Source organism: Treponema primitia ZAS-2 (assembly GCF_000214375.1).
In the GTDB taxonomy this organism is placed as follows: domain Bacteria; phylum Spirochaetota; class Spirochaetia; order Treponematales; family Breznakiellaceae; genus Termitinema; species Termitinema primitia.
The window spans coordinates 1,853,910-1,868,057 of record NC_015578.1 but is presented as its reverse complement, the minus strand read 5'-3'; the positions used below and the strand labels follow the sequence as shown (position 1 = coordinate 1,868,057).

11 protein-coding genes are annotated in these 14,148 nt (G+C 46.3%); all 11 read left to right on the top strand.

What is annotated here, in order from left to right; all coding sequences use genetic code 11:
* Positions 1-2: 2 nt before the first annotated feature.
* The 11 genes from TREPR_RS08260 (at position 3) to TREPR_RS17855 (ending at position 14,147) form a co-directional block, all read left to right on the top strand.
* Positions 3-1,136, top strand: coding sequence for a 3-dehydroquinate synthase (locus TREPR_RS08260; RefSeq protein WP_015707842.1), 1,134 nt, complete (start codon positions 3-5; stop codon positions 1,134-1,136).
* On the top strand, positions 1,133-2,764 hold the full coding sequence (locus TREPR_RS08255; RefSeq protein WP_015707841.1) for a BamA/TamA family outer membrane protein: 1,632 nt from the start codon (positions 1,133-1,135) through the stop codon (positions 2,762-2,764). The genes TREPR_RS08260 and TREPR_RS08255 overlap by 4 nt, the downstream gene beginning before the upstream one ends.
* A 9-nt stretch (positions 2,765-2,773) precedes the next feature.
* Positions 2,774-4,072: a phosphoenolpyruvate mutase gene (aepX, locus tag TREPR_RS08250; RefSeq protein ID WP_015707840.1), complete on the top strand. Its 1,299-nt coding sequence runs from the start codon at positions 2,774-2,776 to the stop codon at positions 4,070-4,072.
* A 4-nt stretch (positions 4,073-4,076) separates the two neighbouring features.
* On the top strand, positions 4,077-5,198 hold the full coding sequence (gene aepY / locus TREPR_RS08245; RefSeq protein ID WP_015707839.1) for a phosphonopyruvate decarboxylase: 1,122 nt from the start codon (positions 4,077-4,079) through the stop codon (positions 5,196-5,198).
* Entirely contained in the window at positions 5,191-7,026 is a 1,836-nt protein-coding gene (locus TREPR_RS08240; protein WP_041611087.1) for a 2-aminoethylphosphonate aminotransferase, read from the top strand. The genes aepY and TREPR_RS08240 overlap by 8 nt, the downstream gene beginning before the upstream one ends.
* A 3-nt stretch (positions 7,027-7,029) precedes the next feature.
* The gene (locus TREPR_RS08235; RefSeq protein WP_015707837.1) at positions 7,030-8,361 is read left to right on the top strand and encodes a UDP-glucose dehydrogenase family protein; all 1,332 of its coding nucleotides are present in this window, start codon (positions 7,030-7,032) and stop codon (positions 8,359-8,361) included.
* Positions 8,362-8,368: 7 nt separating this feature from the next.
* Positions 8,369-9,436 carry an NAD-dependent epimerase/dehydratase family protein gene (locus tag TREPR_RS08230; protein ID WP_015707836.1) on the top strand — a complete coding sequence of 356 codons (1,068 nt, stop codon included), beginning with the start codon at positions 8,369-8,371 and terminating at the stop codon, positions 9,434-9,436.
* A complete protein-coding gene (locus TREPR_RS08225) occupies positions 9,423-10,274 on the top strand; it encodes an ABC transporter permease (RefSeq protein WP_148257439.1) in 852 nt (283 codons plus the stop codon). The genes TREPR_RS08230 and TREPR_RS08225 overlap by 14 nt, the downstream gene beginning before the upstream one ends.
* Positions 10,264-11,925 carry a capsule assembly Wzi family protein gene (locus TREPR_RS08220; protein ID WP_015707834.1) on the top strand — a complete coding sequence of 554 codons (1,662 nt, stop codon included), beginning with the start codon at positions 10,264-10,266 and terminating at the stop codon, positions 11,923-11,925. The genes TREPR_RS08225 and TREPR_RS08220 overlap by 11 nt, the downstream gene beginning before the upstream one ends.
* 113 nt (positions 11,926-12,038) lie before the next feature.
* Positions 12,039-13,319 (top strand): ABC transporter ATP-binding protein, encoded by a 1,281-nt coding sequence (locus tag TREPR_RS17860; RefSeq protein WP_015707833.1) that lies wholly within the window; start codon positions 12,039-12,041, stop codon positions 13,317-13,319.
* A 12-nt stretch (positions 13,320-13,331) separates the two neighbouring features.
* Positions 13,332-14,147: an alpha-1,2-fucosyltransferase gene (locus tag TREPR_RS17855; protein WP_015707832.1), complete on the top strand. Its 816-nt coding sequence runs from the start codon at positions 13,332-13,334 to the stop codon at positions 14,145-14,147.
* Position 14,148 lies beyond the last annotated feature (1 nt).

Sequence of the window (14,148 nt, the reverse complement as noted above, 5' to 3'; positions counted from 1 at the left end):
GGATGCTTAAGAAGAATAACAGCTTCCGTTTCGGTCAGGCGGTATCGCAGGTACATATACGGGGGGCCATCCCTACCCTTGAAACCATTCTGGAAGAAAGCGGCGGCTCCCCCAGGGGAGTACTGCTGGTATGTGATACTCATACAGAAGCTATGGCTATCAGCTTTGCCGGCTCTGATACGCCCCTTTGCGTGCTTGAAAGTGGAGAGGCATCCAAAACGTGGGCCTCTGTGGAACGTATCATTCAGACAGCCAAAGCAGCGGGCTTGGGCCGGGATGGCCTTTTTATCGGCATAGGCGGTGGGGTTGTTACTGATCTGACATCCTTTGCCGCCTCGGTCTATATGCGGGGCGCAAATCTTTGCCTTATCTCCACTACCCTCCTGGGAATGGTGGATGCCTCCATGGGGGGTAAGACCGGGTTCGACCTATTGGGCATTAAAAACCTGGTGGGAACCTTTTTCCCCGCTTCCCATGTATACCTGCCCCTGGATACCCTTGCCACCCTGCCCCCCCTTGAATGGAAGTCCGGCATGGCTGAACTTATAAAAACCGCAATCCTCGACAGCCCGGAAACCCTGGAAAAGATTAAGGCTTTTCGGGGTCCCTTCCTTCAGAGAGTTTCTGGCGAGGCTAACTCGTCCGGCGCAGTGATCCCAATTCTGGGGGATCTTATCCAACAGGCTGTGTTAGTTAAAGGCAGGATCGTGGAAGCAGACCCAAGGGAAACATCGGCTTTCGATGGGTCAGGTTCGGAACGGGCGCTGCTAAACCTGGGGCATACCTTCGGCCATGCACTTGAATCCGCAGCAGGGCTGGGGAAGCTCTCCCACGGCGAAGCAGTGGCTTGGGGTATGGTCCGTTCCTGTGAGTTAGGGCTCGCCCTAGGCATTACACCCCCTGAACGGGCCCGGGAGATCAGCGAAATAATCACCGCCTATGGATACCAAACTGAGGCGCCCCATCCGGAAATAAAGGATACTGCCCTGTTTATGAAAGCATTGGGGGGGGATAAAAAAACGAAAGCGGGAATACCCACCTTTGTGGTTCCCTCTGCGGAGCGGGCGGAACTGGTTTCGGCTGTCTCTATGGAAACCGGACTTCTTAAGAGAATACTTAACGGAGAAATTGGGTGATACAAAAAGTGGTGCCTTTAGTTTTTTTGGTCCTTTGTACATTGTGTCTGATGCTTAACCCTGTCTTTGTTTTCAGCCAGGATGCCTCCACCGATGAATCGCCGACTCAGGAACAGGAAGATCCCGAACTTGCCGAGCCGGATCAGGTTTTCCTTCCGGAGGCGGGGGAAGATACGGTTGTATATTACCTCAGGACCATTGATTTTGACATACTCGGTATTACCCGCCCCTTTGCCCTTCGTAATGTCCTGGATATGAAAGAAGGGGATAGGGTTACCGGAAAGCAATCCCTGGAAACCCTGATCCGGCGCAAGACCCAGCTCCTGCATAATGAACGGGTGCTGGAAGATGAAGAATGTCGTATCGAATACACTATTGGTGATGCCGGGGAAGGCGGTATGGTTCCTGTGGACATCCTGGTCCATGTAAAGGACGCATGGAATATCATCGTCCTTCCTGAGCCGAAATTTGATTCCAATGACGGGTTTTCTATTACCCTAAAAGCCCGGGATTATAACTTCTTAGGTACCATGGAATCATTACCTGTTAATCTGGGGTATAAGTATGATGACGATCAGCATTCAGTTTTATTAGATATTGATGCGGATATCCCTTTTCAATTTTTAGGATACACCTGGAATTTCAATTTTGATAATGCCTTTAACTATTTCCAAGTTGACCCCAATTATTATAAAAACGTCACCGGCCTGTCCCTGGATCTGCCCTGGCAAAAAACCAACTTTACTGTTGGATTTGATCAGTCCTTCATACTTAATGAAGAAAATAGTGATCTGGAACAGGATGAAACCAGTGTAGAATTTTTTGAAGATACGTGGTATATGACCAGCGTACTCTATGCTTACTGGAGAATACCCATCGCAGGAATTGAGGTGGGCGATTTTGGAGAATTAAGCTATACTCCGAGCGTTACCGAAAGTTTTGCCTATCGTCCCAGAGGCGATATCGGAAGGTATCGTGTGGGTTCCGCCACGGGTCTAAGCCATAGTTTGGGTTTCGGTCAGACAAACTGGATAGGAAATTTTCGCAAAGGCTTGAGCGCCAGTATTAGTAATTCCTATATCTTTAACAACTATACCCAGTCCCTTAGTTCCATAGGCCTGGGTTTCAGCGCAACAGGACATCTGCCGCTGACTAAGTCTTTCGGTGTGTCCAGCCGCATTGAATTTGCACAAAATTTTGATCCCTCCGATAATGATGGAGATGTCCGTAATTATAACGCGGGGAGCAAACTCCGGGGCATACGGAACAATGAGCTGATAGCCAACTCTATGCTTTCTTTCAATTTGGAATTACCCCTGCGTATCCTCACCTTTACCCCCTCCCGGTGGTTCAATACCCATGGATTCCGGCCCGTTGATGTTGAAGTACATTTCTCCCCCTTTATTGATATGGCCATGTTTAATGGCGAAACCCGAAGCGGAGAAAAAATCGAATTCGGCGAATTGATTTCTTCCGCCGGTATTGAAGTAATCGTCTTTTCTCTTCCCTGGCGCAGCCTCTATCTGCGGGGCAGCATAGGTTGGGATCTGCGGGAATGGGCCCAATCAGGGAAAATGCCTGCAGGCCGCTACCGGGAATTATTTATTGGCCTAGGCCATTTCTTCTAAAAGGTAACTATGAAAACTGTCTATCTAGGAATGACCGGAGATATCATCCACCCAGGGATCATCAATATTATTCAGGAAGCTGAAAAATACGGTGAAGTTATGGTGGGACTCCTCACTGATTCTGCCATCGCATCCCACAAACGTATCCCCTTTCTCACCTACGATCAACGGAAAGCGGTGGTGGAAAACATAAAAGGTGTTGCCCGGGTGGCGCCCCAGGAAGAATGGAGTTATGTGCCGAACCTTAAAAAATACCGGCCCGATTTTATCATCCATGGGGATGATTGGAAAAGTGGTCCCTTGAGTAAAATCCGGGATGATGTGTATGCGCTTATGGCGGAACAGGGCGGCACGGTCATAGAAGTACCTTACACCAAGGGGATCAACTCCACCGCCATGAACGAAGCCCAGCATTCCATCGGCACTACACCGGACATCAGGCTCAGGGCTTTGCGCCGGCTCATTGAGGTAAAGCCTGTGGTGCGGATCATGGAAGCCCACTCGGGCCTTTCGGGGTTGATCATCGAAAACCTGGAAATCGGTAAGGATGACGGGGTTCACAGCTTTGATGGCATGTGGTCATCAAGCCTCACCGATTCTACTAGCAAGGGAAAGCCCGACATTGAGGCTGTAGACCTAACCACCCGTCTCCAGGATCTCACCAATGTTCTGGAATGTACCACCAAGCCCATCATCTATGACGGTGACACCGGCGGGAAAAGCGAGCACTTTGTATTTACCGTGCGTACCCTGGAACGAAATGGAGTATCCGCAGTAATTATTGAAGACAAGGTCGGGTTAAAAAAGAATTCCCTCTTCGGTACTGAGGTAAACCAGGAACTCGCTTCCATCCCGGAGTTTTCAGAAAAGATAAGCGCCGGAAAGCGGGCCCAGGTAACCCGGGACTTTATGATCATTGCCCGGCTGGAAAGCCTCATTGCAGGGTTTCCGGTTTCCCATGCCCTGGAGCGGGCCGAAGCCTATGTTAAAGCAGGCGCCGATGGTATCATGATCCACAGCAAAGAAAAGTCCGGGGGGGATATTAAAGAGTTCTGTGAAAAATTTCATTCCGGTTACAGCCATGTGCCCATCGTTTTAGTGCCCACCACCTATAACCAATTCACCGAAAAGGAACTTGTCGCCTGGGGGGCCAAGATCATCATCTACGCCAACCACATGCTCCGTTCTTCCTACCCTGCAATGCTTAAGACCGCCAGGGTTATCCTGGAAAATGAGCGGTCCCTGGAAGCGGATTCCCTCTGTATGTCCATCAAGGAAATCCTGGAACTAATTCCCGGAACAAAGTAAGTTTATGATAGAAGCACAGTTATTCTACGACATCCTCAGTGAAAAGGGAACTGGTTTTTTTACCGGGGTTCCTGATTCACTCTTAAAGAGTTTTTGCGCCTACATTACGGATCACGCTGGATACAACAGTCATATTATTGCAGTAAACGAAGGCGCCGCCCTTGCCCTTGCCTCAGGCTATCATATCGCCTCGGGGAAGATCCCCCTGGTATATATGCAGAATTCCGGCATCGGCAATGCCATCAATCCCCTGCTTTCCCTGGCAGACGCCGATGTGTACAGAATACCTATGCTTCTCCTTATCGGCTGGCGGGGAGAACCCGGGGTAAAGGATGAACCTCAGCACCTAAAACAGGGCAAAGTCACCCTTTCCCTTCTGGAAGCCATGGGCATACCCTATTTCATCCTTTCCCAGAATGAAGGGGAATTCCGTCAACAGATCGATCAATGTTTTGCCTCAATCAAAGAAAAAAATACCCCCCACGCACTGGTGATCCGCAAGGATACTTTTGCACCCTATACCTTAGTTAAAAAAGAAGCTGATGAAGGTGAGTTAACCCGGGAAGCGGCGATAGAAGAAGTAATCCGCGCTTCAGATCCGGAGGAAATTTATTTTTCCACCACCGGCATGGCGTCCCGGGAACTTTATGAAATCCGGGAACGCCTGGGCCAGGGACATGGCAGGGATTTTCTCACCGTGGGTTCCATGGGCCACGCGTCCCAGATAGCCCTGGGTGCGGCTCTGCAAAAACCAAATCAGCCCATTACAGTCCTGGACGGCGATGGCGCCCTGCTCATGCACATGGGCGCCTTGGCAGCCATCGGGAACCGGAAACCGGAACATTTCCGGCACATCATTCTGAATAACGGCGCCCATGATTCTGTGGGTGGTCAACCTACTCTGGGTCTTAAAATTGATATACCGAGCATAGCCCGGGCCTGCGGCTACCGGGAATCTTGTACCGTAAAAAGCGCAGAAGAACTGCGCGCTGTCCTGGGGCAAAAAAGACATGGTCCGGTTCTTATCGAAATCAGAGTCCGCAAAGGCGCCCGGAAGGACCTGGGCCGGCCCGCTTCAAGCCCGCAGGAAAATAAAAAAGTTCTAATGGGGATCCTGAATGATTAGACAAGCAGTGATAATGGCCGGCGGCCTTGGTACCAGGCTTAAGGATAAAACAGTAACTATGCCTAAAGGTTTTATTGGGATCGGCGATCTACCCATGGTAGAATGGTCGGTACAAAAACTCTTTGCCGCAGGTATAGAGGAAGTGATCATCGGTACAGGCCACTGTGACGAATGGTATCAGCGTTTGGCAGAACAGTATCCCTGCATTACCCTCTTTAAAAACGAACACTACGCGGAAACCGGCAGTATGGGCACCCTGGCTTGCTGCGTTCCCGGGGTCAAGGGGGACTTCCTCCTTCTGGAGTCGGACCTTATCTACGATGCTGCGGGGCTTTCGGTTCTGATCAATGAACCCCATCCCAATGTACTCCTCGCTTCAGGACCTACCCAGTCCGGTGATGAAGTATATCTGGAAGCGGACACCGCCGGGAACTTTAAAAAACATTCAAAGAACCGCGCTCTCATCGGTGATCTGGCAGGAGAATTGGTGGGCATCACCAGGCTTACCAGGGATACCCTGGATAAGATGGCGGCTTATATGAAGGCTCATCTGGCGGATGAACCTAAGATGGAATACGAGACCGCCATGGCCGCAGTCTCACAGTCCGGAGATGCCAACAGAATATTTATCCGGAAGCTCGAATATTACCTATGGCGGGAAGTGGACGACGAGAACCACCTGGCCATGGCGAAGCTTATCTACCCGCGGATTAAAGAAGCCGAGAGCCTCCGGGCCATACGGAGAGAAGTACTGCTTAACCCGGGACCTGCAACCACCAGTGACAGCGTAAAATATGCCCAGGTATGCCCGGACATCTGTCCCAGAGAAAGTGAATTCGGTGATGTGATGGAATGGATAGGCCGGGAACTTTCTCTCATGGCCGGCAAGCCCGGGCATGTAGAAACGGTACTTTTTGGCGGGTCCGGCACAGCCGCAGATGAGGTGATGATCTCTTCCTGTATACCTGACTCAGGAAAACTGCTTATCGTTGATAACGGCGCTTACGGCGCACGGTTTGCAAAAATAGCCGGGGTCTACGAACTCAACTTTGAAGTATTCAAGAGCAGCGGTTTTCTCCCCCTGGACATAGAAGCGCTTAAGGCCAAGCTCATCAACGGAAAATTCACCCACTTCGCCATGGTTTACCATGAAACAACCACGGGGCTTTTAAACCCCGTGCCGGAACTCTGCCACTTTTGCCATGAGCACAATATTACTACCATCATAGATGCTGTCAGCGCCTTTGCCGCCATCCCCATTGATATGGATACCGATCACATAGACTTTATGGCCTCCACATCAAATAAGAATATCCAGGGCATGGCCGGCGTAGCCTTTGTGTTCTGCAGAAAAGAAGCCCTTGAAAAGCTAAAAGATTATCCCATGCGGAACTATTACCTTAACCTATGGGATCAGTATCAGTACTTTCAAAAGACTAGACAGACCCGCTTTACCCCGCCGGTACAGACCCTCTATGCCCTGCGCCAGGCCATCATTGAAATAAAACTGGAAACCATAGAAAAACGTTATGCCCGTTACTCCGCATGCTGGGAGGAGCTCCTTGCGGGGGTTAAAAAGATGGGGCTTAAGATGCTAGTACCCCCAGAGGCCCAGTCAAAGCTTATCACCGCCATCATTGACCCGCCCTCCCCTGCCTACAATTTTGAAGCCCTCCACGATCTTGCCCGGACCCATGGCTTTACCATTTATCCGGGGAAACTCTCTGATGCAAATACCTTCCGTATTGCCGATATCGGAGACATCAGGCCGGAGGAAATGGCCAGATTTGTTAAAGTTCTGGAAAATTATATGGGGAGCTTGAAATAAAAAATGGTAAATATTGCAGTAATCGGCACCGGCTATGTAGGCTCTGTTTCAGGGGCCTGCCTTGCGGACTTCGGTAACCATGTAACTTGCGTGGATAATAACCCTGCTAAGATAGAATCTCTCAAAAAGGGCATCATCCCCATCTATGAACCAGGACTGGACACCGTGGTGGAGCGCAACACCCGTGATGGTCGGCTGAAGTTTACCACGGATCTTAATGCTGCTGTTAAAGAAAACAACGTAGTCTTTATCGCCGTGGGCACCCCGCCGGCGGATGACGGAAGCGCTGACCTCAGTTATGTTGAAGCAGCAGCCCGGGAAATAGGCCGGGCCATGGAATCTTATACGGTGGTGGTGGACAAGAGTACCGTTCCCCTGGGAACCGGCCGGCTGGTTACCAAATGGATCGCCGAGGAGCTTGCCAAACGGGGCTCGGCGATCCCCTTCGATGTAGTATCCAACCCCGAATTCCTCCGGGAAGGTTCGGCGGTCCTGGACTTTACCCACCCTGACCGGGTAGTCATAGGCAGTGACAGTGAAAAAGCCCGGAAGGTCATGAAAGAGGTGTATCGCGCCCTCTACCTGAATGAAACCCCCTGTATTGAAACCAACCTTGAATCGGCTGAGATGATCAAATACGCCTCCAACGCTTTTCTAGCCCTAAAAATTACTTTTATTAACGAGATAGCCAACCTCTGCGAAAAGGCCGGGGCGAATGTGCAGGACGTGGCCAAGGCAGTAGGCCGGGACGGCCGTATAGGTGGAAAATTTCTCCACCCCGGACCCGGCTACGGTGGCTCTTGTTTCCCCAAAGACACCCAGGCCCTGGCCAGGATAGGCCGGGATTACGGAGAACCCCTCTCTTTGGTAGAAACCACCATAGCGGCTAATGAACGGCAGAAACTCCGCATGGTTGATAAGATTGAAACCGGCCTGGGCGGAAGCGGTTCCCTGAAAGGGAAAACCATCGCCATATTGGGCCTGGCCTTTAAGCCCAACACCGATGATATGCGGGAATCCCCGGCCATCGCCATCTGCGAAGGGCTTGTACAGCGAGGAGCAAAGCTACGGGCCTGGGACCCCGCTGCCATGAAAGAAGCGCTCTGGCGCTTGGAATCAATCAAAGACTCCGTATATTTTGCAAAAGACGAATATGACGCTATTCAGGATTCTACTGTCCTTGCCCTGCTCACCGAATGGAATCAGCTCAGAAACCTTGATCTTCGTAAGGTGAAGGAACTGCTTGCCGTCCCCTGTTTTTTTGATCTGCGGAACGTGTATAAACGGGAAGAGATCGAAGATGCCGGGCTTAAGTATTTTGGAATAGGAAAATAAGGGCATAGTGAATTATATCGTTACCGGCGCTGCCGGGTTTATCGGATTTTATGTAACAAAAAAACTGCTGGAACAGGGCCATCAGGTGCTGGGTATTGATTCGTTAAACGATTACTATCCGGTTTTCCTTAAGCATGACCGTTTGAAGGAACTGGGGATAGTTGCCGGTGATGTGGATTACGGCGTTCCCTTGGGAAGCCATAGTTTTCAACTCTTCAAATTTGTCCAGTTGAAACTTGAGGATAAGGAAGCTCTCGCTTCGCTTGTTAACAATTATATTCAGGAATGCGGCTTTATTGACCGGATCATCCACTTGGCAGCCCAAGCCGGGGTCCGCTACAGCATTCAAAATCCCGATGCCTATATCACCAGCAATATCGCAGGTTTCCTGAACATTCTTGAGCTCTGTAGATCATTAGCGGTACCCCATCTGGTGTATGCTTCCAGTTCATCCGTGTATGGCATGAACAGCAAGCGGCCCTTTTCAGTACAAGATCAGGTGGATCACCCGGTAAGCCTCTATGCCGCCACCAAACGGTCCAACGAACTTATGGCCCATACCTACGCCCACCTCTTCAACATCCCTGTTACGGGGCTGAGGTTTTTTACGGTGTATGGACCCTGGGGCCGCCCCGACATGGCCTACTATAAGTTTTCCCTGGCCATCAGTAAAGGTGAACCCATAGATGTATACAATAATGGGGAAATGTTGCGGGACTTTACCTATATCGACGATATTACCGATGGGGTTCTGAAAGCTTCGGAGCGCCTCCCCTCCCCCGCTCCCGGGTTTGATCCCCTGAAAAGCGGACCGGCGGAATCCTCCGCCCCCTTCCGGCTGTACAACCTGGGGAATAACCGACCGGAAAAGCTTAAAAATTTTATTGAAACCCTGGAAACTGCCTTAGGCACAAAAGCGGTGAAGCGCTACCTTCCTATGCAGGAAGGCGATGTAGCCGCCACCGAAGCGGACATTGAAGATACCCGGCGGGACCTGGATTGGGAACCTCGCACAGATATTAACGCAGGGCTCAAGGCCTTTGCGGAATGGTTTAACGGATATTATAATGGCTGATGAAAACTGGACTTTAACAATTAAACCCAAACGGAAACTCCTGGATTTACAGTTACGGGATGTAATCCGTTATCGGGATCTGGTCTACCTCTTTGTGAAACGCGATTTTGTACTCCAATACAAACAGACCATCCTGGGTCCCCTGTGGCTCGTCATTCAGCCCCTGTTTTCTACCATCATGTACTCTTTTGTCTTCGGCAATCTCGCCAATATAGGTACCAACGGCGTCCCATTTTTGCTCTTTTATTATTCAGGAACTATGCTCTGGACCTTTTTTGCCGGATGCTTTTCAGATGCTTCCAACCTCTTCATTAACAATGCTAACCTTTTCGGTAAGGTGTACTTCCCTCGACTTACCGTACCCATCAGCAATGTGTTCAGTAACGTAACAAAAATATTCATACAATTTTTGCTGCTCATGGTATTCTATGTATATTATATCATCTCAGGCGCACCTATCAGGGGTTCCCTCTGGATATTCGCCTTTCCCCTCATTTTTGCCTGGCTTGCAGCTTTAGGTATGGGCGTGGGTATCATTATCTCCTCCCTTACAACAAAATACCGTGATCTCAAGCAGCTGGTGACCTTCGCCCTGGGGCTTGCAATGTATGCTACCCCGGTAGTCTACCCCATGTCATCGATCCCCAGCCGCTTTAGCTGGGTCAACTTTGTAAACCCCGTTAGCGCCCCCATTGAACTGTTCCGGATTTGGTTTTATGGCGCCGGTTCCGTTTCTTCCGCCATGATACTGACCAGCCTGGGAATAACGGTAGCTATGCTTTTCCTGGGACTTGTTTTGTTTAACCAGAATGAGCAAAATTTTATTGATGTGGTATAAATTGAACCTGTTAAATCATAAAACCCTGATAGTATTATTTATACTTACCACAGTTTTGGTAACTGCCCAGGAAGCTTTGGTCTCGGATACCGAACAATACTACGACTTCCTGGCTCTACAGGGTTTAAGCGAACGCCCTTATCTTAACTTTAGGACCCTGTCCGATTCGTCCTGGATCATTGACAAAGAAGCCGACCACCCTTGGAAGAATAACAATCTAGGAACCAGGCGAAATTTAACCGACAAAATTACCCTCAAAATATTCGGCCCGGAGTTGTTTAACTCCTACAATACCGCCACTCCTTACGGTCAGAACGACGGTGCCCTCTGGCAGGGTAAAGGTTACAACGGCAGCTTCACAGGAGGCGCCCGGCTTGAAGCCTATGGTGTTGAGCTGACCTTCAAGCCCCAACTAGCCTTTTCCCAGAACGCTGGGTTTGAGTATATGTCACCTGCTTATACAGGTGATAACTATAAAGACAAAGCCGCTAAATATGGGTATTACGGTGTACCCAGCATTGACGCCCCCCAGCGTTTTGGGGATGATCCGTTTTTCATCTACGATTGGGGTGACAGCGAAGTTCGCTACACCTGGAAAACCCTGACCATAGGATTCGGAACCCAGGCGATATGGCTGGGTCCGGCGCGACTTAATCCGATCATCCATTCAAACAATGCTGCTTCCTATCCCAAGTTAGATATAGGGCTGCGGAAACAACGTATGGTTATTCCAAAGCTCAACTGGTACCTCGGTGACATAGAAACTCGAGCCTGGATGGGATACCTTTCAGAGTCAAATTGGTTTGATAACGACAGTTCCAACGATCATAACCTGATCACCGGGTTCAGTATAGCTTATGGCGTTCCTTTCCTATCCGGACTCTCTATTGGCTTTAATCGAATTATGCTTTCCAAATGGAATGCCATGAACTATGAGGCAATAACTACTATATTGTGGCCGTTCATGGAAATCGATGCAGGATACGATGAAAATGATCAAAGGGCATCAGTGATTATCGATTATATTTTACCAATTGCAGGGCTTGATATTTTCTTTGAATGGGGAAAAAATGATTTTAGTCCGAATTTTGATCATTTTTTACGCTATCCCTTTCATACAGAAGGATATACAGTTGGAATAAAAAAATCAGTACCTATTACGAATACTCTAAAAGGGGAAATTTTACTTGAAATTACAAATTTGGAATGCTCCCAAGATTATGATAGATTAATTAATTGGTATTCAACTTTTTATGCACATCATATTATCACTCAGGGACATACTAATCAAGGTCAATGGTTAGGGGCTGGTATTGGTACGGGTGGAAATAGCCAATATTTAGGTTTTAAATTATATTATCCTAAAGGATATGGAAATATTTTTCTTCAAAGAAGAAATCCAGATCTGGATCATAGTTATTTTATTGAATCACGAACATACGGTAACGCCGAAGGAATTCCTTTGGGGAATATAAGAGCATTTCTTGATATTGGTATTTCAGGGTTATATTATATTAATCATAATATGTCCATTTCCAGCTCACTTGTTTTTCGTGACGAACATAATCCGTTATCCAAGTCAATTTCATTCCTTTCATCTTCACACAGATATAATGTTTATATAACAACATCTTTAAAATACTCATTTTAAGTATTTATTTAAGATATAAATACGCACAGAAACTAGCGTGCAACTTTTCTCCGAAAAATAAAGAATAAATATTATTGCGATAAAAATGAACAATGTCAATAACGGAATCTTAAATGTCTGATATAGCTATACGTATAGAACACATCTCCAAAAAATACCGCCTTGGGGTAATTAATAATGGTACTCTGTTTAGAGATATACAAACTTGGATAGCTTTAAAACAGGGAAAAAATGATCCCCACTCTAAAATAGGCGAAAACAAATACGCTAATACGGAAAATTACTTTTGGGCACTCAAGGACATAAGCCTGGAGATAAAACAAGGAGATCGGATTGGTATAATAGGGAAGAACGGCGCAGGAAAGAGCACCCTACTCAAACTCCTGTCCCGTATTACCTCCCCTACCGAAGGCAGTATAAAAATCAAGGGCAAAGTTGCTAGTCTTCTGGAAGTAGGTACTGGCTTCCATGGGGAATTAACTGGTCGTGAAAACATATACCTTAATGGTGCAATTCTTGGTATGAAAAAACGCCGTATTGATCAAAAACTTGATGAGATTATCGCCTTTAGTGGTATTGAAAACCATATTGACACGCCTGTAAAACGCTATTCCAGTGGGATGTATGTTCGATTAGCCTTTGCAGTAGCCGCCCATCTTGATAGTGATATACTGATAGCTGATGAGGTATTAGCGGTAGGAGATGCAGAGTTCCAGAATAAAGCCATAGGTAAGATGCAGGACTTGAGCACCGGTCAGGGACGGACAGTGCTTTTTGTGAGTCATAATATGGGGGCAGTGGAACAACTGTGTAATAGCGGGATTATTTTAGAAAATGGGAAAGTCGTTTTTAATTCCGATTATATAAAGCAGGTGACAAAAAAATATTTGGGTAATGATGACAATGAAAAAAAATTTGAATGGTATAATAGCGGGAATGAATTTGATAACCCATGGTTTAAACCTTTAGCTTTTTATTTAACAGATGCAAATGATAACATTATCAACAGAAACATTGAAAGCAATCATGAATGTTGGGTAAATATTACCGGTGAAATAAAAGAACAAGACAACGCACTTTGTATCGGTTATGCCATTTACAATAGTGATGGAGTAATACTTTATTGGTCTTATCAAACGGATACCGAACAAGAAAAATGGCCTAATTTAAAATCTGGCATTTGTAAAATAAGAAGTGCAATCCCCAAACATTTGTTTAACGAAGGTGAGTATAGACTAGAGTTGATCAGTAGCTTGCATTTTCGTTTCTGGATAACTGAGCCAATTTTAAATGCTCCTGAAATAAGCTTAGTGATAAAAGGTGGGTTGAGTGATTCTCCTTATTGGTATAGCGCAAGACCAGGTGTGTTAGCTCCCATCATTACCTGGAAATAATTAATCGTTAATATGCTTATTTTATATAAAAGTTACGGCGATTATGGCAATAGATTATTTCAAAATCTTAACTTTGAGTGTTTTTGTATGGAATATGGAATATCGTATTCTAATCCAACATTTCAGGATATATGTAAGTATTATGTATCACCATGTACATCGTCACAACCGGGGGGCAATTCTATATTAAGTAATAGATTGCGCGATATGTTAATCAACGCAAAAATTTTGAAGAATGTTATAATGTTTGATTATGAAGATGCAAATAATATAGATGTACTTTTAGCCTATATACACTCTTATAAAAACGTATATGTCGGGGGTTGGTATTTTCATGTACCGGCATTGGTTAAAAAATTCAAGGATGTCTTTATTAATAAATATACACTAAAGAGAAATTATTATGAAAACAATGAATTATTAAAAAGGATAAACCAGATTAAGTCTAATCAAATAGTTGTTGGTGTTCATATTAGGAGAGGTGATTATAAAATATTTAATGATGGTAAGTGGTATTTTGATGATAACGTATATGCAAAGTATATGAATAATCTTAGAAATGAAATAAAAAAATATTTGCATCAAGAATGTATTTTTATAATATTTTCCAATGAGCTTACAACGTTTAAAGAAAATGATAATACTTATATTTCAAATAATGAATGGTTTATCGATCAATATTTAATGTCCAAGTGTGATTTTTTGATAGGACCACCAAGTACTTTTTCTATGTGGGCAAATTTTATAGGTAAAAATAAGATTTATAATATAAATGATGATTCAGGTAATATAGAACTTAATCAATTTCATTATATGCTAAAGGGATGAT

Excerpts from the sequence above, each read along its gene's own strand:
- TREPR_RS17860 (WP_015707833.1), top strand. The coding sequence starts at position 12,039 with ATGTCTGATATAGCTATACGTATAGAACACATCTCCAAAAAATACCGC.
- aepX (WP_015707840.1), top strand. The coding sequence starts at position 2,774 with ATGAAAACTGTCTATCTAGGAATGACCGGAGATATCATCCACCCAGGG.
- TREPR_RS08220 (WP_015707834.1), top strand. The coding sequence starts at position 10,264 with ATGTGGTATAAATTGAACCTGTTAAATCATAAAACCCTGATAGTATTA.
- TREPR_RS08235 (WP_015707837.1), top strand. The coding sequence starts at position 7,030 with ATGGTAAATATTGCAGTAATCGGCACCGGCTATGTAGGCTCTGTTTCA.
- TREPR_RS08240 (WP_041611087.1), top strand. The coding sequence starts at position 5,191 with ATGATTAGACAAGCAGTGATAATGGCCGGCGGCCTTGGTACCAGGCTT.
- aepY (WP_015707839.1), top strand. The coding sequence starts at position 4,077 with ATGATAGAAGCACAGTTATTCTACGACATCCTCAGTGAAAAGGGAACT.
- TREPR_RS17855 (WP_015707832.1), top strand. The coding sequence starts at position 13,332 with ATGCTTATTTTATATAAAAGTTACGGCGATTATGGCAATAGATTATTT.
- TREPR_RS08260 (WP_015707842.1), top strand. The coding sequence starts at position 3 with ATGCTTAAGAAGAATAACAGCTTCCGTTTCGGTCAGGCGGTATCGCAG.